This is a genomic window from Algorimicrobium bowmanii, assembly GCF_054031195.1.
In genome coordinates, this window is sequence record NZ_CM132929.1 from 1,577,192 (window position 1) to 1,598,731 (window position 21,540).

23 protein-coding genes are annotated in these 21,540 nt (G+C 32.3%); 15 read left to right on the plus strand and 8 right to left on the minus strand.

Translation table 11 applies throughout. The annotated features are described in order from the left end of the window. Positions 1 to 18 precede the first annotated feature (18 nt). Positions 19 to 1,590 (plus strand): ribonuclease Y, encoded by a 1,572-nt coding sequence (rny, locus tag ACW5R3_RS06965; RefSeq protein WP_456576285.1) that lies wholly within the window; start codon positions 19 to 21, stop codon positions 1,588 to 1,590. Positions 1,591 to 1,641: 51 nt separating this feature from the next. Here the strand turns inward: rny and xerD are convergent, their stop codons facing one another. After that, positions 1,642 to 2,553, minus strand: a complete 912-nt coding sequence (xerD, locus tag ACW5R3_RS06970) for a site-specific tyrosine recombinase XerD (RefSeq protein WP_456576286.1) — start codon at positions 2,551 to 2,553, stop codon at positions 1,642 to 1,644. 178 nt (positions 2,554 to 2,731) lie between these two features. On the opposite strand from xerD, the gene ACW5R3_RS06975 reads away from it, so the two are divergent. The 8 genes from ACW5R3_RS06975 to ACW5R3_RS07010 all read left to right on the plus strand — a co-directional run bounded on the left by ACW5R3_RS06975 (position 2,732) and on the right by ACW5R3_RS07010 (position 7,760). Further along, a complete protein-coding gene (locus tag ACW5R3_RS06975; RefSeq protein WP_456576287.1) occupies positions 2,732 to 3,319 on the plus strand; it encodes a hypothetical protein in 588 nt (195 codons plus the stop codon). A gap of 161 nt (positions 3,320 to 3,480) precedes the next feature. After that, entirely contained in the window at positions 3,481 to 4,113 is a 633-nt protein-coding gene (locus ACW5R3_RS06980) for an outer membrane beta-barrel protein (protein ID WP_456576288.1), read from the plus strand. 118 nt (positions 4,114 to 4,231) lie between these two features. Continuing rightward, positions 4,232 to 4,732, plus strand: coding sequence for a hypothetical protein (locus tag ACW5R3_RS06985; protein ID WP_456576289.1), 501 nt, complete (start codon positions 4,232 to 4,234; stop codon positions 4,730 to 4,732). A 159-nt stretch (positions 4,733 to 4,891) separates the two neighbouring features. Then, the gene (locus ACW5R3_RS06990) at positions 4,892 to 5,530 is read left to right on the plus strand and encodes a porin family protein (RefSeq protein WP_456576290.1); all 639 of its coding nucleotides are present in this window, start codon (positions 4,892 to 4,894) and stop codon (positions 5,528 to 5,530) included. A gap of 71 nt (positions 5,531 to 5,601) precedes the next feature. Beyond that, positions 5,602 to 6,018: a type II 3-dehydroquinate dehydratase gene (gene aroQ, locus ACW5R3_RS06995; protein ID WP_456576291.1), complete on the plus strand. Its 417-nt coding sequence runs from the start codon at positions 5,602 to 5,604 to the stop codon at positions 6,016 to 6,018. Between the two features lie 115 nt (positions 6,019 to 6,133). Next, positions 6,134 to 6,745 (plus strand): RNA polymerase sigma factor, encoded by a 612-nt coding sequence (locus ACW5R3_RS07000; RefSeq protein ID WP_456576292.1) that lies wholly within the window; start codon positions 6,134 to 6,136, stop codon positions 6,743 to 6,745. A gap of 2 nt (positions 6,746 to 6,747) precedes the next feature. Beyond that, positions 6,748 to 6,945: a hypothetical protein gene (locus ACW5R3_RS07005; RefSeq protein ID WP_456576293.1), complete on the plus strand. Its 198-nt coding sequence runs from the start codon at positions 6,748 to 6,750 to the stop codon at positions 6,943 to 6,945. Positions 6,946 to 6,950: 5 nt separating this feature from the next. Next, positions 6,951 to 7,760: a mechanosensitive ion channel family protein gene (locus tag ACW5R3_RS07010; RefSeq protein ID WP_456576294.1), complete on the plus strand. Its 810-nt coding sequence runs from the start codon at positions 6,951 to 6,953 to the stop codon at positions 7,758 to 7,760. 414 nt (positions 7,761 to 8,174) lie between these two features. Here the strand turns inward: ACW5R3_RS07010 and lpdA are convergent, their stop codons facing one another. From lpdA to msrB, 3 genes are all read right to left on the minus strand, one after another. Further along, positions 8,175 to 9,551: a dihydrolipoyl dehydrogenase gene (gene lpdA / locus ACW5R3_RS07015; protein ID WP_456576295.1), complete on the minus strand. Its 1,377-nt coding sequence runs from the start codon at positions 9,549 to 9,551 to the stop codon at positions 8,175 to 8,177. Between the two features lie 135 nt (positions 9,552 to 9,686). Next, positions 9,687 to 10,217, minus strand: coding sequence for a DUF1572 family protein (locus tag ACW5R3_RS07020; protein ID WP_456576296.1), 531 nt, complete (start codon positions 10,215 to 10,217; stop codon positions 9,687 to 9,689). 47 nt (positions 10,218 to 10,264) lie between these two features. Then, positions 10,265 to 10,750, minus strand: a complete 486-nt coding sequence (gene msrB, locus ACW5R3_RS07025; protein ID WP_456576297.1) for a peptide-methionine (R)-S-oxide reductase MsrB — start codon at positions 10,748 to 10,750, stop codon at positions 10,265 to 10,267. 150 nt (positions 10,751 to 10,900) lie between these two features. Here msrB and ACW5R3_RS07030 point away from each other — a divergent pair, with 150 nt between their 5' ends. Genes ACW5R3_RS07030 through ACW5R3_RS07040 form a run of 3 tightly spaced genes read left to right on the plus strand, consistent with a single transcriptional unit; the run spans position 10,901 to position 13,765 of the window. Then, positions 10,901 to 11,731 carry a M48 family metallopeptidase gene (locus ACW5R3_RS07030; protein WP_456576298.1) on the plus strand — a complete coding sequence of 277 codons (831 nt, stop codon included), beginning with the start codon at positions 10,901 to 10,903 and terminating at the stop codon, positions 11,729 to 11,731. A 57-nt stretch (positions 11,732 to 11,788) separates the two neighbouring features. Then, positions 11,789 to 13,096, plus strand: coding sequence for an MFS transporter (locus tag ACW5R3_RS07035; RefSeq protein ID WP_456576299.1), 1,308 nt, complete (start codon positions 11,789 to 11,791; stop codon positions 13,094 to 13,096). A gap of 18 nt (positions 13,097 to 13,114) precedes the next feature. Next, on the plus strand, positions 13,115 to 13,765 hold the full coding sequence (locus ACW5R3_RS07040) for a lipocalin family protein (RefSeq protein ID WP_456576300.1): 651 nt from the start codon (positions 13,115 to 13,117) through the stop codon (positions 13,763 to 13,765). A 73-nt stretch (positions 13,766 to 13,838) separates the two neighbouring features. Here the strand turns inward: ACW5R3_RS07040 and ACW5R3_RS07045 are convergent, their stop codons facing one another. From ACW5R3_RS07045 to ACW5R3_RS07060, 4 genes are read right to left on the minus strand one after another with little or no spacing between them, the layout of a single operon-like run. Beyond that, positions 13,839 to 14,564 (minus strand): head GIN domain-containing protein, encoded by a 726-nt coding sequence (locus tag ACW5R3_RS07045; RefSeq protein ID WP_456576301.1) that lies wholly within the window; start codon positions 14,562 to 14,564, stop codon positions 13,839 to 13,841. A gap of 26 nt (positions 14,565 to 14,590) precedes the next feature. Further along, a complete protein-coding gene (locus tag ACW5R3_RS07050) occupies positions 14,591 to 15,685 on the minus strand; it encodes a hypothetical protein (RefSeq protein WP_456576302.1) in 1,095 nt (364 codons plus the stop codon). Positions 15,686 to 15,695: 10 nt separating this feature from the next. Next, on the minus strand, positions 15,696 to 16,250 hold the full coding sequence (locus ACW5R3_RS07055) for a hypothetical protein (protein WP_456576303.1): 555 nt from the start codon (positions 16,248 to 16,250) through the stop codon (positions 15,696 to 15,698). 10 nt (positions 16,251 to 16,260) lie between these two features. Next, entirely contained in the window at positions 16,261 to 16,824 is a 564-nt protein-coding gene (locus ACW5R3_RS07060) for an RNA polymerase sigma factor (RefSeq protein ID WP_456576304.1), read from the minus strand. A 240-nt stretch (positions 16,825 to 17,064) separates the two neighbouring features. Between ACW5R3_RS07060 and lon the strand changes: the two genes are divergently transcribed. The 3 genes from lon (at position 17,065) to cmk (ending at position 21,348) form a co-directional block, all read left to right on the plus strand. Further along, positions 17,065 to 19,515, plus strand: coding sequence for an endopeptidase La (lon, locus tag ACW5R3_RS07065; protein ID WP_456576305.1), 2,451 nt, complete (start codon positions 17,065 to 17,067; stop codon positions 19,513 to 19,515). A gap of 117 nt (positions 19,516 to 19,632) precedes the next feature. Then, entirely contained in the window at positions 19,633 to 20,652 is a 1,020-nt protein-coding gene (gene porQ / locus ACW5R3_RS07070) for a type IX secretion system protein PorQ (RefSeq protein ID WP_456576306.1), read from the plus strand. Continuing rightward, positions 20,653 to 21,348, plus strand: a complete 696-nt coding sequence (gene cmk / locus ACW5R3_RS07075; protein WP_456576307.1) for a (d)CMP kinase — start codon at positions 20,653 to 20,655, stop codon at positions 21,346 to 21,348. Positions 21,349 to 21,540: the final 192 nt, after the last annotated feature.

Here is a 21,540-nt window from a genome sequence, read left to right on the forward strand (position 1 = left end):
AAATTAATTAACTAGAAAATGGATAATACAATTATTATTGTAGGGGGAATATTATTAGGTATCATTATCGGCTTCATAATAGCAAAAATATTGGAGCGCAATAATGCATCAAAAGTTATAAAAGGTGCAAAGAAATCAGCATCAGCTATATTGAAAGAAGCTAAAAGCGAAGGAGAATCGCTTAAAAAAGATAAAATTTTACAGGCCAAAGAAAAATTTATTGAGCTGAAGTCTGAACATGAAAAAGTTATCTTATCACGAGATAAAAAAATGGCAGATGCCGAAAAACGTACTAGAGACAAGGAATCTCAACTGTCAGGGGAGCTTTCAAAGAATAAAAAATTAAACGAAAGTTTAGAAAATAAATTAAAAGATTACAACTACCGTCTAGAAGTAGTTGAAAAGAAACAAGAAGAGGTTGATAGGTTACACAGAAGTCAAGTTGAGCAATTAGAAGTTATTTCTAGTTTATCTGCTGAAGAAGCTAAATCGCAATTAATGGAATCTCTTAAAGGTGAAGCTAAAAACGATGCTTTAGCTTTTATTCAGAGTACTATTGAAGAATCTAAACTTACAGCACAACAGGAGGCTAAAAAGATAATTATTAATACAATCCAACGTATTGGTACAGAAGAAGCTGTTGATAACTGTGTATCTGTATTTAATATTGAATCAGACGATGTTAAAGGACGTATTATTGGTCGTGAAGGACGAAATATTCGTGCAATTGAAGCTGCAACGGGTGTAGAAATTATTGTAGATGATACACCAGAAGCCATTATCCTTTCTTGTTTTGATTCTGTTCGTCGTGAAATAGCTCGTTTATCTTTACATAAATTAGTAACAGATGGACGTATTCATCCGGCACGTATTGAAGAAGTTGTTCAGAAAACAACAAAACAAATAGAGCAAGAAATTATTGAGGTTGGTAAGCGTACTATAATAGATTTAGGTATTCATAATTTACATCCTGAATTAATAAAAATGGTAGGACGTATGAAGTACCGTTCGTCTTACGGACAAAATTTATTACAACACTCACGTGAAGTAGCTAAACTTTGTGGTATAATGGCCGCTGAACTAGGTTTAAATCCTAAATTGGCTAAACGTGCTGGATTATTACATGATATTGGAAAAGTGCCAGATGCGGAAGCAGATATGGAAACACCACACGCTATTTTAGGTATGCAATGGGCTGAGAAATATGGTGAGAAAGATGATGTATGTAATGCCATAGGAGCTCACCATGATGAAATAGAAATGAAATCGTTATTAGCACCTATTGTTCAAGTATGTGATGCAATATCTGGAGCAAGACCAGGAGCAAGACGTCAGGTGTTAGACAGTTATATTCAACGTCTAAAAGATTTAGAAGATATTGCTTTTGGTTTTGGAGGCGTTAAAAAAGCTTATGCTATTCAAGCAGGACGTGAATTACGTGTTATTGTAGAAAGCGAAAAAGTTGATGATCAAAAAGCTGTAGATTTATCGTTTAATATTTCACAGAAAATCCAAACGGATATGACTTATCCAGGACAAGTTAAAGTAACAGTTATTCGTGAAACGCGTGCTGTTAATATTGCAAAATAATATTTAATAAATGTATTATATAAAGTCCTTCTAGTTTTAGAAGGGCTTTTTTTATTTTCTAGGGTGAAAGGTTTGGATAACCTTTTTGAGCTGTTTTTTATCTAGATGAACATAAATTTCAGTTGTGGTGATACTTTCATGACCTAACATCATTTGTATGGCTCTTAAATCGGCGCCATTTTCTAATAAGTGCGTGGCAAACGAATGTCGGAATGTATGGGGAGAAATAGTTTTATTTAAGTTTATTTCGGCAGCCAATCTTTTAATTATAGTAAAAACCATAGCGCGTGTTAGTTGTTTGCCACGGTTGTTTAAAAACAAGGTGTCTGCAAAAGCTTTTTGTATAGAAATACTAGGTCTTACTGTTTCAATATATAAGGTAACTAGGTTTTGTGTAGTAGGACTAATAGGAACAAAACGTTGTTTATCGCCTTTACCAGTTATATTAATAAAGCCTTCTTCAAAAAATAAATCAGATAATTTTAAATTTACAAGTTCACTCACTCGTAAACCACAACTATAAAGCATTTCTAACATAGTACGATCGCGCTCACCAATCCGAACATTATTATACTCTTTACTTAAGTCAATAGCGCTTATTATTCGATCAATGTCCGATAGACTTAATGTGTCCGGAAGTTTACGGCCTATTCTAGGTGATTCTATTAAATCTAAAGGATTATCGGTTCTATAATCTTCAAAAATTAAATAACTAAAAAAACTTCTTAAACCAGAAATAATACGAGACTGTGAACGGGGATTTATATTTTTAGAAACCTCATATATAAACTGTTGTATGGTTTCATGAGAGATATTTATTGGCGAAGATACTATTGTATGCGTTTCTAAATAACGTATAAGTTTTTCAATATCAAATGTGTAACTATCAATGGTGTTATCTGATAGGCCACGTTCAATTTTTAAATACAGACTAAAATCATGTATGGCTTGTATCCAGGTCATTGGTTTATTAGTATTAAAGCTATAAAAGTAATGAAAAGGTTTAAAACGAGGAGACTTACCTGTTTATGTGTTTGTATTTAAAAGTATGACTTTTATTAATTAAAAGTTTAATTTCTTTTTTTTATTTCTTTGAAAACCATACTTTTAGTAGTAATATAAACTTTTAAAATAATTAATTATGAAAAGATCAGTACTATTTGCAGCCTTATTTGTTTTCTCATTTGTAACAATTCAGGCACAGGATATTATGGAAAAAGCCAAATCAGGAGGTTTTTATGTGGGAGCTAATATAGGTTTACCATTAAGTGCTACAAGCGACATTTCTGCTTTTAATTTTGGATTTGACGGTGCTTATTTATTTGAAGTTATAGATAACCTAGAAGTAGGAGGTTTAGTTGGCTATACACACTTTATAGCTGATGGAAGTTACAACTATTCGTCATTTTGGGATGAAGATTTTGTGGTCATTGAAGACTATAAAGATGCCTCATTTATTCCTATAGCAGCTTCCGCAAGATATTATTTCGCGGACCGTAAGTTCTTTGGAGGTCTTGATTTAGGTGTTGGCGTAAATGTATCTGGCGATGCTAAATCAGGGTTTTATGCACGACCAAAATTTGGGTTCGATTTAGGGGCTTTAGCACTAATTGCATCCTTTCAGAGTATTTCAGGAGGTGTTGATTATGGAGACACCTATTATGGAGGTAGTTACGTTAGCGGAAGTGGTTTTAATTCCTTTAATTTTGGAGTGGAATTTGGCTTCTAAAATTGTTTAAAAAGGCTCAAAACCTAAGCTATTGTTAAAAAATAGCTAAAAAGTTAGGTTAGTAATTATTATTTTCATCACTCATTTTTAATTTGGTTGATATGCTGATTGGGATTATTTTTGCCCGTTCAAATAATTTAAAAACTAAATTAAAATTATCAATGAAAAAATTATTATTTACAGCTGCTGTTGCAGTATTAGGTTTTACAAGTGTGCATGCACAAGAAGATGAAAAAACTTTTGGATTCTCTGAAGGTGATATCTTTATTGAAGGAACCGTTGGATTCAATAGTTCAAATGATAAGAATACGGATGATAAGCAAAATCGTTTTTCTATCAAGCCAAAAGCAGGATATTTCTTTACTGAAGATTTAGCTGCTGGTGTTGATTTATCTTTCAATACATTTAATCAAGATGTTGCAGGTGTTGAAGTTGCTGATGTTTCAGGTTTTGGAGCAGGAGTATTTGCACGTTACTACTTTTTAGATTTAGGTGAGCGTTTTAAAACGTTTACAGAGCTTGGTTTTGGTTTTTCAAATGACAAAAACAAAGCAGGTGGTATAGATGAGAAATTAAGTACTTTCGGTGCTGGTGTTGATTTAGGTATCAACTATTTCGTAACTGAGAAGATAGCTTTATCATTCGGTTTAAAGAATGTATTATCTTTTGCAAGTGCTAAAAGTGAAATAGGAGATGTAAAAGGTGAAACTGTTACAGATTTTAACTTCGGTTTTGGTGATGTTGCTAACCCATTTGGTGGAAATGCTACATTTGGTATCTTATTTAAGTTATAATAAGAAAATCTTATAAATATTAAACCGAAGCATAATTGCTTCGGTTTTTTTTTGGCTTCATAAAGGTTAACTTATAAATAGTTAGTATATTAGTTTAACTAATTTAACTTATTATATTATGAAAAAACAAATTTTAACATGTTTAGTGGCACTAATGTTCGGTGCGTTCACTTACGCACAAGCCGGATTTAATCTAGGAGCAAGCATTGGTTTTCCTGTAAATGATTCTCAGTATGATTTTACATTTGGCTTTACGGTAGATGCAAATTATTTATTTGAAGTTAATCAAGGGATTGCTGTTGGTTTAGCTTCTGGTTATGGTCATGGTTTTGGAGACAGTTATTATTTTGGTCCATTAGTAGGAGATGTTGATGTAGAAGATTATCAATATGTCCCTGTAGCAGTAGCAGGAAGAGTTAACTTAAACAGTCGTTTGGTAGGAGGCGTTGATTTAGGTTATGCTATTGCTGTAAGTGACATAGATGATGGAGGTTTTTACTTCAGACCTATGTTAGGATTTAACGTAAATGAGCGTTTACAGTTAAATGTAAATTATGTAGGTATTAGTGATTACTATTATTGGTCTACTGTAAATTTAGGAATTTCTGTAAACCTATAAAATGTTATTTCTATACAAAGAAAGCCGAAGATTTAAAGCTTCGGCTTTTTTGTTTTCAGATCTTTATTTGTGTCATTATTCTTTTTAAATAAGTCAATGTCTCCTTTAAAATATGGCAACATTTGCAACAGAGTTAATAACCTTAAAAATTATAACGATATGAAAAAAGTAATTTTATTGGCTGCAATGGCCGTTTTTACAGCAACAAGTATACAAGCACAATCCGATTCCAAAACGGTTATGTTTGGAGCTAAAGGTGGTGTGAATTTTACAACAATTACAAGTGATGATGTTAAAGATCCTAAATCTCGAACAAGTTTTAATGTTGGTGTATTAGCAGAAATCCCAATTACAGAACGCTTGTCTATCCAACCAGAGGTGATGTATTCTGGACAAGGATTTGATGTTGAGGAAATAGATCAAGATAATGTTTTTGATACAGATGAAAATATAGAGTACCAATTAGATTATATTCAAGTTCCTGTTTTAGTTAAAGTTTATTTAATTGAAGGTTTAAGCGTTGAAGCTGGTCCGCAATTTGGTTTCAAAGTACATGAAGAATTAGATTTTCAACCAAACTCAGATGGTGGTGATATTGAGATAGACAAAGACGAATCTTATATTAAAGACTTTGATACAGGTTTGGCTTTAGGTGCTGCTTATAAATTTGACAATGGAATATTTGTTAATGGACGTTACACATTTGGTTTAACTAATATTTTTAAAGACGATACCGTTTTTGAAAACGTAGATGCTAAAAATTCATTATGGCAAGTAGGTGTAGGCTTTATGTTCTAATAAGCACACAGTAAATATTATATAAAAAAAAACCGGAGTTTTGACTTCGGTTTTTTTTATACCTTTACTGCATGAAAAAACTCATTATAATAAATGGACCTAATTTAAATTTATTAGGTGTTCGTGAACCTGAAATTTATGGTAGTTTAACCTTTACAGAGTTTCTAGAAGAACTTGCTTTGAAATTTGAAAATATAAATATTGATTATTTTCAATCAAACATTGAAGGGGAGCTTATAGATAAATTACATGAAGTAGGTTTTTCTTATGATGGAATTATTCTGAATGCTGCAGCCTTTACACATACTTCAGTAGGTATAGCAGATGCAGTTTCTGGCATAAATACACCTGTTACAGAGGTACATATATCAAATACTTTTGCACGAGAATCCTTTAGGCACCAATCCTATATTGCGCCACACGCAAAAGGCGTAATTGTTGGTTTTGGCTTGCAAAGTTATGAGTTGGCAATACAAAGTTTTCTTTAAAAATAGTTGTTAAAACGTATAACGAGAAGTTAAAATGATAATAATTAAAAATTCTCATTTTTTACTGTGACCAATTGTGCGTTTCTGTGTCTCAATTAAGAATACTTATACAATCTTGAAAAACGTCAAAAAAACAGAACAATTGGAGGAGCTTGAAAGCGATTTTAATGCAGCCTCTATGGAGGATGAAGTGCTTGTTGCTCTTATTGTTAAGACAAAGAGTTCTGAGCTGTTTTCGGTGATTTACGATAGATATGCCGAAAAGGTATATCATAAATGTATTAGTTTTGTAAAAAATAAAGAAGAAGCACAGGATCTTACACATGATATTTTTGTAAAGCTATTTGTGAAAATCAAAACATTCCAACAACAATCAAAATTTTCAACTTGGTTATATGCGTTTACCTATAATCACTGTGTGAATTATGTTCAGCGTGATTTGAATAAAAGAAGGGATAAATTTATTTCAAAAGATTCTGAGAAAGATATTCTAAATTATGTATATCCAGAAATAGCTGATGAGGAAATTTATACAATGAATACCGATAAGTTTATAAAATCTTTAGCCTTATTAGATGCCAATGATAAATCAATACTCTTTATGAAATATCAAGATGATATGAGCATAGAAGAGATTAAAAATGCTTTAGGACTCGGTAAAAGTGCTGTAAAAATGCGTATTAGCCGAGCTAAAAGTAGATTAATTAAAATATATAAAACATTTTAATTATGGACAATCCTTTTAAAAAAATAGTTCATAACGAAGAGCTTCCCACGATTATTAAGAAAAAAGTCATGGCGGATATTGATGTTATTAAGTTAGCACTCGATGTTACAGGTTTGATTACAATAAAGTACCCCAAAACACTAGAAGATATCTTAACCACTATGAAAAAGAATGAAAACAACTCAGATAATAAAAAATAATTACAATGAATACGAAATTAAATTTTGATGTTTTAGATGATCTATTAGCCGATATTTATGGCTTTCTACCAAAACTTTTCTTTGGAATACTGTTTATATTTTTTTCATGGTTACTACTAAAGTTACTATTATTCTTAATTAAAAAATCACTGAAGTTTGCTAAAATTGATGCTTTAACCAAAAAGTTAAATGACATATCTTTTTTAAGTCCTAATTTTAAATTTAAACCAGAAAAAATTATTCTAATTTTTGTTAAATGGTTTTTTATACTCGTTTTTATAATTATAGGTGCTGAGTTATTAGACTTGGAGTTAATATCTAATCAAGTTGGAAAATTACTTGGATATTTACCAAAGTTTTTCAGTGCACTTACCATTTTTATTTTCGGTCTGTATGGCGCGACATATTTAAAGAAGTCGCTACAATCTCTATTAAGAGCCATTGACGTTGGAGGTTCTAAAATAGTTAGTAATATACTGTTTATTGTATTGGCTGTTTTTATTTCTATAATATCCTTAAACCAGGCAGGTATAAATACCGATATTATTACCAGTAACTTACTTCTTATAATTGGTGCCGTATTAGCTGCTTTTACAATAGCTTTTGGTTTAGGCTCAAGAGATTTAATATTTAGGTTACTCCTTGGTTTTTATGCTAAAAAAACATTCCAAGTTGGGCAGTGTATTAAAATTGATAATAAAGAAGGGGTGATATCTGCTATAGATAACATTACTATGATTGTTGTTTTTGCGGACAATAAAGTAGTCTACCCAATAAAACATGTAACTAATAGTAAAGTAGAAATTATTGGATAAAAATAAGTGACTTTTTAAATATGTCTGTGTCTTAATAAAAGTTAGACACTCAAAATAAACAATGGCATATTACGATATAATTTTAGCAATATTTTTATTTATAACCGAACTTATTTTAGCTATAATGGTTTTTAGAGCGGTTAGAGATTACAAGAAATCTTTTCATTTTTATAAGTCTATAAAAAATGAAGGTAACAATCAATCGAATAAAAATAATTAGAAAATGATCAAAGCGTATATACTTCTGTTATGGTGACTTGATACATACGACTTTGATCATCTATTGGATTATATATTTTAGGGGAATACTATATATAATTTGAGATAAAAGGATTTAATTAATTTTAAATCCTTTTTTTATTTTAAAAAAAATACGACTCATTTAAATGAGTCGTATTATGGGTAATAAATTTATTATAAGTGAATTACTTCATCATAAGCATCGGCAACAGCTTCCATAACCGCTTCACTCATAGTAGGGTGTGGGTGAACTGCTTTTAATACTTCATGACCAGTAGTTTCTAATTTTCTACCTAAAACAGCTTCAGCAATCATATCGGTAACACCAGCACCAATCATATGGCAGCCTAACCATTCACCATATTTAGCGTCAAAGATAACTTTTACAAAACCATCTTTAGCACCTGAAGCACTTGCTTTACCAGAAGCAGAGAAAGGGAATTTACCAACTTTTAGTTCGTAACCTTGTTCTTTAGCTTGTTTTTCTGTTAATCCTACCGATGCAATTTCTGGTGATGCATAAGTACAACCAGGAATATTACCGTAGTCTAATGCTTCTACATGTTGTCCAGCAATCTTTTCAACACATAATATACCTTCGGCTGAAGCAACGTGAGCTAAAGCTTGACCAGGTGTAACATCTCCAATGGCATAATAACCAGGGATGTTTGTTTGGTAAAAATCGTTTACTAATATCTTGTCTCGATCTACAGCAATACCAACATCTTCTAAGCCGATATTTTCAATATTTGATTTAATACCTACAGCCGATAAAATGATATCTGCTTCAAGTACTTCTTCACCTTTTTTAGTTTTTACAGTAGCTTTTACACCTGAACCAGATGTGTCTACTTTAGTAACCTCAGAAGATGTCATGATTTTGATACCACTCTTCTTAAAAGATCGTTCTAGTTGTTTAGATACGTCGGCATCTTCAACAGGTACTACGTTTGGTAAATACTCAACAATAGTTACATCTGTTCCCATAGAGTTGTAAAAATATGCAAACTCTACACCAATAGCTCCAGAACCAACAACAATCATTTTCTTAGGTTGCTCTTTTAAAGTCATTGCCTCGCGGTAACCAATTACTTTCTTACCATCTTGAGGTAAACTTGGTAATTCACGAGAACGAGCTCCTGTAGCTACAATAATATGATCGGCAGAATATTCTTTACCATCAACGTCTACTTTTTTTCCAGTTTTAAGTTTACCAAAACCTTCGATAACGTCAATTTTATTTTTCTTCATTAAAAATTTAACACCATTGCTCATACCTTCGGCAACACCTCTAGAACGTTTTACAACAGCATCAAAATCTTTATCTACATCGTTTACAGATAACCCATAATCTTCAGCATGCTTCAAGTATTCAAAAACTTGAGCCGATTTTAAAAGGGCTTTGGTTGGTATACAACCCCAGTTTAAACATACACCACCAAGGTTTTCTTTTTCAATTACAGCTGTTTTAAAACCTAATTGAGATGCTCTAATAGCAGTAACGTAACCTCCAGGGCCACTTCCAAGAACAATAATATCGTATTTACTCATCGTTAAATTTTTAATCGTTTTTTGAAGCTACGAATTTACGAAATCAAGAGCGAAAAATAAATAATTATCATTTTTAAAATTTCGTTATTGATTTATACCAAAATCTATTGCAGATAAATGCTTTATGAAAGCGCCTTATTGTTGGGGTTTGTTAAACATTTCAGTGTTAAATTTTTCCGACTGTCCTTTTGGAATAGTAAGTGATTCCCATTGTTCGTTTTTACACATTTTACCAATTTGAGCAATTTGTCCAATATGATAAGAGTAATGTCCTAATTGTCTGAAAATAGCATCTGATACAAAGTGTTTTTCATTTCTGATATAGACTATTTTATTAAGGTCGGAGTTTGTTAACGGTTTAAGAGCGTCAAAAAGACAATTCCAACCACGTTCCCAATTGGTTAGGATATCATTCTTACTCGTATAAGTCGCTTCGAACTCTAGTTCTCGCTCACGCCAAGGTTTTTCACCATCTTCAGTTAAAAAGTTTGTCCACCTACTAAACATATTACCAACCATGTGTTTAATAATTATGGATACACTATTAGCAGATTCATTATATTGCCATGTCATTTCTTGAAATGTAAGCTGTTGTAGTGTTTTATCTCCTGCCGTTTTATAGTAAACAAATTGTTTGTATAAACCAGTAATTAAATTGTTATCCATAGTAAAGTACGCTTAGGTAAATTTACTTATTTTCTAAGAATACTTAATTATGATTTTGCAGGAATAAATTTTAAAGCGGCACCATTTATACAATGACGTTTTCCGGTAGTGTTTCTTGGTCCGTCGTCAAAAACATGTCCTAAATGTCCACCACAAGTTGCACAATGCTCTTCATTTCTAGAATATCCCAAATCGTTATCAGTACCAAAAGCAACATTTCCATCAATTACACGATCAAAACTAGGCCATCCAGTACCAGAATCAAATTTATGTTCACTTTTATATAATGGTGTTGAGCAAGCAGCACAGACGTAAGTTCCTTTCTGATAATTTTTATTTAAAGGACTAGAAAAAGGGCGTTCCGTGCCAGCTTCTCTTAAAACGTGATATTGAATTTTGGTCAATTCTTGCTGCCATTCGGTATCTGTTTTAGTAATAGGGAAATCATCAGATTTATCGGTGTTATTATTCTGTGCGGAACTGTTGCAACTAAATATAGTAGTGAATAATGCAGCTATAAAAAAATACTTCATAATTTTTATTTATTTGGTCGTAGGAGCTTTTAAAACATAACAGGATTTTCTAATTTAATGTATTATGAACTATATTTGAACTCTATTTAAAAGCTATTAAAATTAATGGTTCAATTTTTGTACTTTTAATCTTATAAACTCCAATACTTCATGAGAATTAAATATATATCTACAAGTTTATTAACGCTTATTCTAATCGTGTCATGCGCTACCAATCCATTTACAGGTAATCAAACAATGGCATTGGTTTCTAATGATCAATTGTTTCCATCGGCATTTCAACAATACAATCAAGTACTTGCAGAAAACCCAGTTGTAACAGGTACATCGCAATCGGAAATGATAAAACGGGTGGGACAACGTATTGCTATTTCGGCAGAACGTTGGTTAAATGCTAATGGTTATGAAGGTTACTTACAAGATTATCAATGGGAATATAATTTAATTGAATCTGAAACGGTTAACGCTTGGTGTATGCCAGGTGGTAAAATAGCTTTTTATACAGGGATTTTGCCTATTGCAGAAAATGAAACGGCTATAGCTACAATTATGGGGCATGAAGTAGCACATGCATTGGCGAATCATGGTCAGCAACGTATGAGTGCAGCGTATATTCAACAAGGTATTGCATTGGCCGGAAATGCTTTAATAGAAGATAATCAAACACGTGATATTTTTAACCAATCTTATGGTATTGGTACACAAGTAGGGGTTATGCTTCCTTTTAGTAGAAGCCATGAAACACAAGCTGATAAAATAGGATTAATTTTAATGGCTATAGCAGGTTACAACCCTGAGGAAGCACCAAATTTATGGAGACGTATGGATGCGATCAGTGGAGGAGAAGCGCCACCTGAATTTTTAAGTACACACCCTGCAAATGCTTCTAGAATAGAAAATTTAACCAATTTAATCCCTCAGGCTAAATCTGAAGCTCAAAAATTTGGAGTTACTGAGTTTAGACCTTTAGGAAATTTTTAGGTGTTTAAAAATATTTGTTTACTTTAGGAGCTGCTCAAAAAAAGGGCAGCTTTTTTTATGAAAGAAACATTACCAAAAGGAAGTAAAAAGCTTTTAAATGCATGGGCGTTTTATGACTGGGCAAACTCGGTTTATACACTAACTATAGCATCTTCTATATTTCCTATTTTTTATTCGGCCTTATTTATTTCAGAAGTAAAAGTTGTAAATGCCTTTGGTTACGAACTAAAAAGTACTGCTTTAATAACTTTTGTAACGGCATTTACATTTTTAGTCGTCTCGGTTTTGTCTCCTTTACTTTCAGGTATAGCAGATTATGTGGGGAATAAAAAAACGTTTATGAAGTTTTTTTGTTACCTAGGAGGTATTGGTTGTATAGGATTATATTGGTTTAGTTTAGAGCATATTTATATTAGTTTGTTATGCTATTTTGCTGGTTTAATTGGTTATTGGGGAAGTTTGGTGTTTTATAATTCTTACCTTCCAGATATAGCATTTCCAGAACAGCAAGACCGTATTAGTGCTAGAGGTTTTTCATTAGGTTATGTAGGAAGTGTGATACTTTTAATTATCAATCTTATTATGGTAATGAGCCAAGAAACAGGAGCCGACAAAATGGTTATGATGCGCTGGTCTTTTGTCATGGTTGGTGTTTGGTGGATTTTATTTAGTCAATATACCTTTTACCTTTTGCCCGAAGGAGTAAAAACAGGAGATAAAGTAACCCGTAATGTTGTTTTAAATGGCTTTAAGGAATTGCGTCAAGTTTGGCAAAAAATGAAACAAGACTTACGTTTAAAACGATATTTAATTGCCTTTTTTGTGTTTAGTATGTCGGTTCAGACCATTATGTTGATAGCTGTTTATTTTGGTGAAGAGGAAATTTTATGGGCAAATGATAGTCAGAAAACAATGGGGTTAATAATAAGTATTTTAGTTATCCAATTGGTGGCTATCTTAGGAGCGTTTTTAACGTCTAGAGCTTCTGAAAAATACGGAAATATTAAAACATTAATAGCTGTAAATGGTATTTGGATGCTGCTTTGTGTAGCTGCTTATTTTGTAACAACTCCAATTCATTTTTATATAACTGCCGGATTTGTTGGTTTAGTAATGGGTGGAGTTCAAGCATTAGCACGATCTACATATTCTAAATTTTTGCCAGATACAGATGATACGACATCCTATTTTAGTTTTTATGATGTTGCCGAAAAAATTGGAATTGTAATAGGTATGATTATTTTTGCCACTATAGATCAAGTAACAGGTAGTATGAGAAATGCCATTCTGTTCTTGTTTGTTTTTTTCCTGTTTGGAATTATACTATTATTTAGAGTGCCTAATAAATCGTTGAAAACAACTTAATATTAAATTTATATAAAAATGAAAAAACACGTTAAATCATTTACATTATTAACGCTTTCTATTTTTTTTCTAACATTTACGGCTTGTGATAATGAGCCAATTGATAGCGGATTGAATGATGGGACTACCGTAACATCGCCTGAGGATTGTTTAAATGCGGCTTCAGAAGCAGCTACAGCAGCAGAAAGCTTTGCCAATGCTACCGATGCAAACTATGAAGTGTTGTGTAATGCGTATAAAGTTAGTTTAAGGGCTCAAATTGCTGCCTGTGGAGATCCTAACGGTGTTGTTCAGGCAACTATTGATGCTTTGACATGTACAACTGATACACCGGCAGAAGCTAGTATAATTGGAACATGGCGTATTGTTTCTTTAGAATCTAATGGGGTAGAAGAGTTGCAAGATGAATTAGATAACTCTGGAATTTGCTATTGGGAAGAAACCTATACGGCTACAACTATAACAAATATTGATTATTCAGGTGTTAATTGTGATACAGAAGATGTTTATGGTGTTTTAAATTATACGCTTTCAGGTGATATTTTAAGTATTGCAGGAGAGGATCCTCTTGAAGTTTTGGAGATATCAAATACGACTTTGCAATATCAGGATGTTTATACTGATAACGGCCAAGATTTTATTGATGTCTATACTTTAGAGCGTCAGTAAATAATAGTATTTTAATAAAAATAAAAAAGCCCGGTTAATAAGTTAACTGGGCTTTTTTATTCAATATTTTTTTTTAGTGCTTACTAACACTACCAGATCCTGATACTTTAGAGTCTTCTTTTAATGGATTTCCTTTATAAGTAACATCACCTGAGCCAGAAACACGTACTTTTAATGAGGTATTACTAACCACATTAACATCTCCAGAACCAGAAATACTTACTTCAGTGTTTTCGGATTCTAAGTCAAAACAATCGTAATCTCCCGAGCCAGAAATGGTTAGTTCTAAGTTGGTGGTTTGTCCGCTTAGTTTAATATCTCCAGACCCCGTTAAGTGGCTTTCTATTTCGTTGGCTTTTACGTTAAGATCTATATCACCTGAACCTGATAAATCTACTTCAAAATCATCTGCATTAATTAAATCTTTACTGTATAAATCTCCAGAGCCTAATAAGCTTACTTCTTCAATTTTCTGAAAAGGAATATGTACAGTAATAGTTTTTCCGCGTGTAGTTCTTAAATTTACATTCTGTTCCGTTTTTATAATAAGTTTTCCGTTTTCAACTTTTGTAATAATGTGTTTTAGCAGGTTTTCTTCTCCTTGTATTGCTAGTTTCCCTTCGGTGCCAGAGAATAGTACATAATCAAAAGGTCCAGAACAACTTATTTCATTATAGTTACTAGTGGTTCTATTTATAGTTATAACTTTTCCATTTCCTGTAACTTTGTTATTACCCCATTGTCCAAAACTAAATGTTGTTGTTAGTAAGATACCAATTAATAAGAGTTGATTTTTCATAATGTTTGTTTTTTGATTTGATTGATTTAATTTTGTTCGATGCTAACACTACCATAGTCTGAATTTATTTCAAGTGTGTTTCCAGTGTTTTCTGAGCCATAATAGCCCTGATAATATTTACTTACTGATTCAACGCGCTTCTTGTTGAATTCAAAGCCATCATGATTTCTTAATGAAGCATAATCAAGATCTATTTCGAAGTTGAAATGATAAGTAGGTTCAAACCCAATAGTGATGCCTACATAGTCAGAATCAATTTTTAAATTTTTAGCAGAAGCTTTGATGTTTTTTATTTTAATAGAGCCATAATCAGCGTCTACGTTGACGTTTTTATAGATATCACCAAATACAATGGTTAGGTAGTCACTAACTCCCGATATATTATTTGCTCTATCTACTTTTAAGGATCCGTAATCACAATCGTATTCTAGGTCTTCAATAGTTTCAAAATGCGAATTTGTATAATCGGCTTCCAGTTTTATAGTTTTTGCTTTAGCAATGGTAAACTCACTATAATCGGCATTAATACGCGCGTGGTTTATGTATTCAAAATAGGAATTTTTAGTATAGTCAAATTCAATATCGTTGTTAGTACCTAAAAGCTCTTTCGTGGTTATTTTACCATAGTCGCAGTTTATTTTTGCGTTGCCTTCTAGTTTATCGAGAGTAATACTTCCGTAATCGTTTTCTAAATCTACAGAATTACTCATGGGCATTTTAACTACATAATTTATTTTCATATTTATATTGCTGCTGCTACCCCAGTTCCACCATGAATTAGACTTTTCTTTGTTAAATATGGTTTCTGCGGAAACATTATGAGTGCTAGCATTAAAATGGACATCTATGTTGTCAATTTTATCACGTACTTTGTCTTCATTACTACCGCTTACAGTAATGTTCACGACAATTTCAATTCGGTTTTGATTCCAGGTAATAATATCTAAATTACCATAACTATTATCAATTCGTAAAGTGGCTTTTTCGGATACATTATATGATTTTTTAATCGTTTTTTCTAAACTATGTTTAGCGGACTCTTCGGGATTTATATTTGCTGAAATTAACATTGGGAGTAGCGCGAATACAGCTACAAGTGTGTTTGATATATATGTTTTCATAATGTGAAATTTAAAGCGTGTTTTCTAAAATGCTGCTGTTTAATTCTTTTAAATGTTCTATTTGTTTGAGGGTGTTTTCTAAGACTTCAATCCGGTTTTGAAAATTAGAAATCATGGCGTAAATAACACGTTGGTCATTGCCGCTTTGTGATAAATCTGTTTTAAGTAATTCGTATTCGGTTTCTAAACGTTTTAATTGTTTTAAAGCATCATTAATTAGTAATGTTGTTTTGGGGTTGGATTCTGTTTCTAGTTTTTTTAATTCAGAGGCAATTGTTGAAGTAAAAAAACTTTCTGTTTTGGCCATTTCTGGTGAAACACTTGCTAATCCAGAAACTTGTGACTGGGCATTACCTCCTAATACCATTGTAACAAGTAAAACTATTGATGCTGCAATGCTTATTACGGGTAACCAGAGTTTAACCAGTTTTCCTTTTGTTGGTTTCTTTTGGTTTTGCTTATTAAGTTTGTTTAAAAAGCGTTTTTCATGATTATCCGCTGGGGTTTCTAAATCAAATTCAGATTGTAAATCATTAAATAGTGTGTCTATATCATCTAACTTCATAATAGCATGTTTAATAATTTAATATCGGTTCTAGGGCTTGTCTTAATTTCTCTTTAGCACGAGATATGGTTGTTCGGCTATTGGCATAACTAACGTTTGTTATCGTGCTAATTTCTTCATAATCGTAACCTTCAATTAAATGTAAGGTTAAGGCTATTCGGTAATTATCTTTTAAGGTGTTTATAGCCTGTAAAATTAATTTCACTTTTGGACTATGTGATGAGTCTTCACTCGTTATTGCAGCGTTTTCATCTTCTAACTTGTATAAAACAGATTCCATAGGTACGTTTTGGTGTTTTCCGTTTTTATTATAGCTATAAATACTTTTGTTTACTACAATTCGTTTTAGCCATGCGCCAAATGTATTAACATCTTGTAATTTGTCTAATTGTGTAAAAGCCGATAAAAAGGCTTCTTGCATAATATCCTCTGCTTCAAAAGAATCTTTAACAATTCTTAAGGCTGTGTTGTACATAGCTTTATAATACCTGTTATATACTTCCAACTGGGCTTGTTGGTTGCCAGATTTGCATAAAGCAAGCAGATTATTAATATTTTCTGTGGTTAGTGTCAAAAAAATCAATTTGTTAATATAAAGATGCTATATTTTTTAAAGTGTTACACTTTTTTTTAAAATTGTTTTACTTCTCATGAAATTCATGGCATATTAATTGAATACTATTGAGAAATATAGTAAACGAACATAATGCTAAAGTATTGATTTACAGTATTGTGTTTTAGGATTGAATTAATAAAACATAAAGAAAATTCTGATATTAATTTTTATTAATGACAGAATGACTTAAATATATCTATGAAGAAACCTAATTTATTAAACCTTGACAGTCTGTCATTTCAAGATTTTGATGAAAATTCAGAATTAATACCATTAATGACGCCTGAAGATGAAGAAGAAATAAACAAAGAAGCCCTTCCAGAAACGCTTCCCATTTTATCATTACGTAATACCGTTTTGTTTCCGGGTGTGGTAATTCCTATTACTGCAGGACGTGATAAGTCTATTAAATTAATTAATGATGCCAATAAAGGAGGTAAGGTAATTGGTGTGGTGTCACAAAAAGACGAATCTGTAGAAAACCCTAAAGCGAATGATATTCATGAAACAGGAACTGTTGCTCGTATTTTAAAGGTTTTAAAAATGCCTGATGGAAATACAACCGTTATAATACAAGGGAAAAAACGTTTTAAAATTACTAGCGTTATATCAGAAGAGCCATACATAAAAGCTACAATTGAAGATGTGCCAGAGGCTAGACCAGCAGAAAAGAATAAAGAATTTGATGCTATTATAGATTCTATAAAAGAGTTAGCCCTACAGATTATTGAGGAAAGCCCATCTATTCCAAGTGAGGCCTCTTTTGCTATAAAGAATATCCAGAGTAATTCGTTCTTAATAAATTTCGTGTCTTCAAACATGAATTTAAGTGTTTCTGAAAAACAAAGGTTATTAGAGATTAATGACCTGAAAGAACGTGCACTTGAAACCTTGAAATATATGAATATGGAGTTTCAGAAATTGGAACTTAAAAACGATATTCAATCTAAGGTTCAGAGTGACATGAATCAACAGCAGCGCGAATATTTCCTACATCAGCAAATGAAAACCATTCAGGAAGAATTAGGTGGTGTAAGTCATGATGAGGAGTTAGAAGAAATGCGTGCCCGTTCAAAGAAAATGAAATGGGGAGAAAAGGAAGCTAAACACTTTGAAAAAGAGTTAGCTAAAATGCAGCGTATGAATCCGCAGGTTGCAGAATATTCTATCCAGCGTAATTATTTAGATTTATTTTTAGACTTGCCGTGGAATGAATTTAGTAAAGATAAATTCGATTTAAAACGTGCGCAACGTATACTTGATCGTGATCATTATGGTTTAGATGACGTAAAACGCCGTATCATTGAACACCTAGCTGTAATTAAGCTTCGTAATGATATGAAATCGCCAATTTTATGTTTATACGGCCCTCCAGGTGTTGGTAAAACATCTTTAGGGAAATCAATAGCTGAAGCTTTAGGTCGCGAATATGTTCGTATGTCTTTAGGAGGTTTACGTGATGAAGCAGAAATTCGTGGGCATCGTAAAACATATATTGGTGCTATGCCAGGTAGAATTTTACAAAACTTGAAGAAAGCCGGTACTGCAAACCCTGTATTTGTACTTGATGAAATTGATAAACTATCTAGTTCTCATCAAGGAGACCCATCATCTGCTATGTTGGAGGTTTTAGACCCTGAACAAAACGGAGCATTCTATGATAACTTTCTAGAAATGGGCTTCGATTTGTCTAAGGTTATGTTTGTAGCAACCTCAAATAGCTTATCAACTATTCAGCCTGCTTTATTGGATAGAATGGAAATAATAAACGTTACAGGTTATACTATTGAAGAAAAGGTAGAAATAGCTAAACGCCATTTATTGCCTAAACAGTTAAAAGAACACGGATTAACTGATAAGCATTTAAAAATAGCTAAACCTCAATTAGAAAAAATTGTTGAAGGTTATACACGTGAGTCTGGTGTACGTGGTTTGGAAAAGCAATTAGCAAAAATGGTACGCTACGCGGCTAAAAATATTGCTATGGAAGAACCGTATAATGTTAAAATTAGCAATACGGACATCATTGAAGTTTTAGGAGGTCCTAAAATGGAACGTGATAAATATGAAAATAATAATGTTGCAGGTGTTGTAACAGGATTAGCTTGGACTAGAGTAGGAGGAGATATTTTATTTATAGAATCGATTCTTTCTAAAGGAAAAGGTAATATGTCTATTACTGGTAATCTAGGTAAAGTCATGAAGGAGTCGGCAACCATTGCTATGGAGTATATAAAATCCAATGCCGAATCTTTAGGTATAGATCCGAATATATTTGATAAGTATAATGTGCATATACACGTACCCGAAGGGGCAACTCCTAAAGATGGACCTAGCGCAGGTGTGACTATGTTAACATCCTTAGTGTCTTTATTTACACAAAAGAAGGTGAAAAATAATTTAGCTATGACAGGCGAAATTACATTACGTGGAAAAGTATTACCTGTAGGTGGTATTAAAGAGAAAATATTGGCAGCCAAACGCGCACGAATAAAAGAAATTTTATTGTGTGAAGAAAACAGACGTGATATTGAAGAGATTAAACCTGAATATCTAAAAGGATTAACTTTCCATTATGTTTCTGAAATGAGCGATGTTATCAAACTAGCTATTACAAATCAGAAGGTAAAAAATGCCAAAAAACTGTAAAAAGTAACTTTAGATAGATTTAAACCTCGAAATTAATTTCGAGGTTTTTTTTTGAGGCAAAAATAAATTATACTTGCAATCGTTTATAGATAGACTGCTTTTCGTACGATACCTTATATGTTAAAGAAAATTTCTACAGTTTTTTGTTTGTTAATATGCTTTTCTGCTGCTTCGCAGATTGGTGGTGAATCTACATATCAGTTTTTAAATTTAATTTCATCTCCAAGGCAAGCCGCTCTAGGAGGAAAAGTTTTTACAAATTTAGATTATGATGTTTCTCAAGCTTTAACCAATCCATCTGCTATAAATGATGCAATGGATAATCAGTTGGCTATAAATTATTCAAGCTATTTAGGAGGTATAAGTTATGGAACAGCGGCATATGGTTATACTTGGGATAGACGTACCTTAACTTTTTATGGAGGTATTTCCTATATCAATTACGGGAGTTTTGATGGTTACGATGAACAAGGTGTTTCTACCGGGTCTTTTAGTGGTAATGAAGCTTCATTATCCTTCGGACATTCTCGACAAATTGGATATTCCGATTTCTATTTAGGAGGAACTGTAAAACTAATTACATCTAAACTGGAGCAGTACACGTCTTTTGGTGCCGCTTTAGATGCAGGTTTAATGTATGTAAATGAAGATATAGAATTTCAAGCAACCTTAGTAGTTAGAAATTTAGGAGTGCAAATAACAACTTATGCAGGTCAAAATGAACCTTTACCTTTTGAGGTAGCCTTCGGTATGTCGCAAACACTAGAAAATGTACCTTTACGTTGGCATCTTACTTTTGAAAATTTACAAGAATGGCCCATAGCTGTTTCAAATCCAGCACGAGCTGAAACCGATTTGGAAGGTAATCAAACACAAGAAGAGGTTAGCTTCTTTGGAAACGTTATTCGTCATACTATTTTAGGAGCCGAACTTTTTCCTGAAGGAATATTTAATATCCGTGTAGGGTATAACTTTAGAAAAGGAGCCGAACTACGAATTGTTGATCAAAGAAACTTTTCAGGTATTTCTGCCGGTATTGGATTAAAAATGAATAAATTTAGATTTAGTTTTACTCATGTTCGATATACAAGCGCTTCAAATGCTAACTTTTTCGGCATGCAATTAGATTTAAGATAAATGCAAAAAATTACTATAGCCATTGATGGCTTTTCTTCAACAGGTAAAAGTACCGTAGCCAAACAATTAGCCAAACATTTAGGATATATTTATGTAGATTCAGGTGCCATGTACCGAGCTGTTACGTATTACGCTATGAAATACGACTATATAAATGCTACACATTTTGATGAGGTTGGTTTGGTTTCTAAACTTCACGATATAGTTGTTTATTTTCAATTAAATGAAACAACCGGTGTTGCAGATGTTTATTTAAACGGAGAAAATATAGAGAAAGCTATTCGTACCTTAGAAGTTTCTAATTTTGTTAGTCAAGTTGCTGCCATACCAGAAGTGCGGTATCAACTAGTTAAGCAACAACAGAAAATGGGTGCTGAAAAAGGAGTGGTTATGGATGGTCGTGATATAGGAACCGTTGTTTTTCCAGATGCTGAACTTAAATTATTTATGACAGCTAGTGCTGAAACACGCGCAACTAGAAGATTTGATGAGTTAATAGATCGTGGTGATATTGTAACCTATAACGATGTACTTCATAATATTCAAGAACGCGATTATATTGATTCTAACCGTGAAGATTCTCCATTAGTAAAAGCAGACGATGCCATTGAAATAGATAATTCTCAATTGTCTGTAGATGAGCAATTTCAAAAAATAGTAGCTTTAGCAGAGAGCGTTATTCAAGAAAATAATTAAATCTTTAATTTTTAGAAAATTACTTATTGTTTATTTATATAAAAAGTAGTATTTTTGCACTCCTTTTAGCGACGCATTGGAAAATTAAAAGGAATTCATAAATATAACAATAACCCTTCTGTGTATCAGTTGCATAAATTTTCCAAAACCACACAGAATACAAAACGTAATGTTTAAGATTTTCTAAAATAA

Bases quoted from the DNA above. Each gene is read 5' to 3' on its own strand.
- ACW5R3_RS07030 (WP_456576298.1), top strand. From the start codon at position 10,901: ATGAGAATTAAATATATATCTACAAGTTTATTAACGCTTATTCTAATC.
- porQ (WP_456576306.1), top strand. From the start codon at position 19,633: ATGTTAAAGAAAATTTCTACAGTTTTTTGTTTGTTAATATGCTTTTCT.
- ACW5R3_RS07020 (WP_456576296.1), bottom strand. From the start codon at position 10,217: ATGGATAACAATTTAATTACTGGTTTATACAAACAATTTGTTTACTAT.
- ACW5R3_RS06985 (WP_456576289.1), top strand. From the start codon at position 4,232: ATGAAAAAACAAATTTTAACATGTTTAGTGGCACTAATGTTCGGTGCG.
- aroQ (WP_456576291.1), top strand. From the start codon at position 5,602: ATGAAAAAACTCATTATAATAAATGGACCTAATTTAAATTTATTAGGT.
- ACW5R3_RS06990 (WP_456576290.1), top strand. From the start codon at position 4,892: ATGAAAAAAGTAATTTTATTGGCTGCAATGGCCGTTTTTACAGCAACA.
- cmk (WP_456576307.1), top strand. From the start codon at position 20,653: ATGCAAAAAATTACTATAGCCATTGATGGCTTTTCTTCAACAGGTAAA.
- ACW5R3_RS07055 (WP_456576303.1), bottom strand. From the start codon at position 16,250: ATGAAGTTAGATGATATAGACACACTATTTAATGATTTACAATCTGAA.
- rny (WP_456576285.1), top strand. From the start codon at position 19: ATGGATAATACAATTATTATTGTAGGGGGAATATTATTAGGTATCATT.
- ACW5R3_RS07010 (WP_456576294.1), top strand. From the start codon at position 6,951: ATGAATACGAAATTAAATTTTGATGTTTTAGATGATCTATTAGCCGAT.
- ACW5R3_RS07045 (WP_456576301.1), bottom strand. From the start codon at position 14,564: ATGAAAAATCAACTCTTATTAATTGGTATCTTACTAACAACAACATTT.
- ACW5R3_RS07005 (WP_456576293.1), top strand. From the start codon at position 6,748: ATGGACAATCCTTTTAAAAAAATAGTTCATAACGAAGAGCTTCCCACG.
- ACW5R3_RS07040 (WP_456576300.1), top strand. From the start codon at position 13,115: ATGAAAAAACACGTTAAATCATTTACATTATTAACGCTTTCTATTTTT.
- xerD (WP_456576286.1), bottom strand. From the start codon at position 2,553: ATGACCTGGATACAAGCCATACATGATTTTAGTCTGTATTTAAAAATT.
- msrB (WP_456576297.1), bottom strand. From the start codon at position 10,750: ATGAAGTATTTTTTTATAGCTGCATTATTCACTACTATATTTAGTTGC.
- lpdA (WP_456576295.1), bottom strand. From the start codon at position 9,551: ATGAGTAAATACGATATTATTGTTCTTGGAAGTGGCCCTGGAGGTTAC.
- lon (WP_456576305.1), top strand. From the start codon at position 17,065: ATGAAGAAACCTAATTTATTAAACCTTGACAGTCTGTCATTTCAAGAT.
- ACW5R3_RS07035 (WP_456576299.1), top strand. From the start codon at position 11,789: ATGAAAGAAACATTACCAAAAGGAAGTAAAAAGCTTTTAAATGCATGG.
- ACW5R3_RS06980 (WP_456576288.1), top strand. From the start codon at position 3,481: ATGAAAAAATTATTATTTACAGCTGCTGTTGCAGTATTAGGTTTTACA.
- ACW5R3_RS06975 (WP_456576287.1), top strand. From the start codon at position 2,732: ATGAAAAGATCAGTACTATTTGCAGCCTTATTTGTTTTCTCATTTGTA.
- ACW5R3_RS07050 (WP_456576302.1), bottom strand. From the start codon at position 15,685: ATGAAAACATATATATCAAACACACTTGTAGCTGTATTCGCGCTACTC.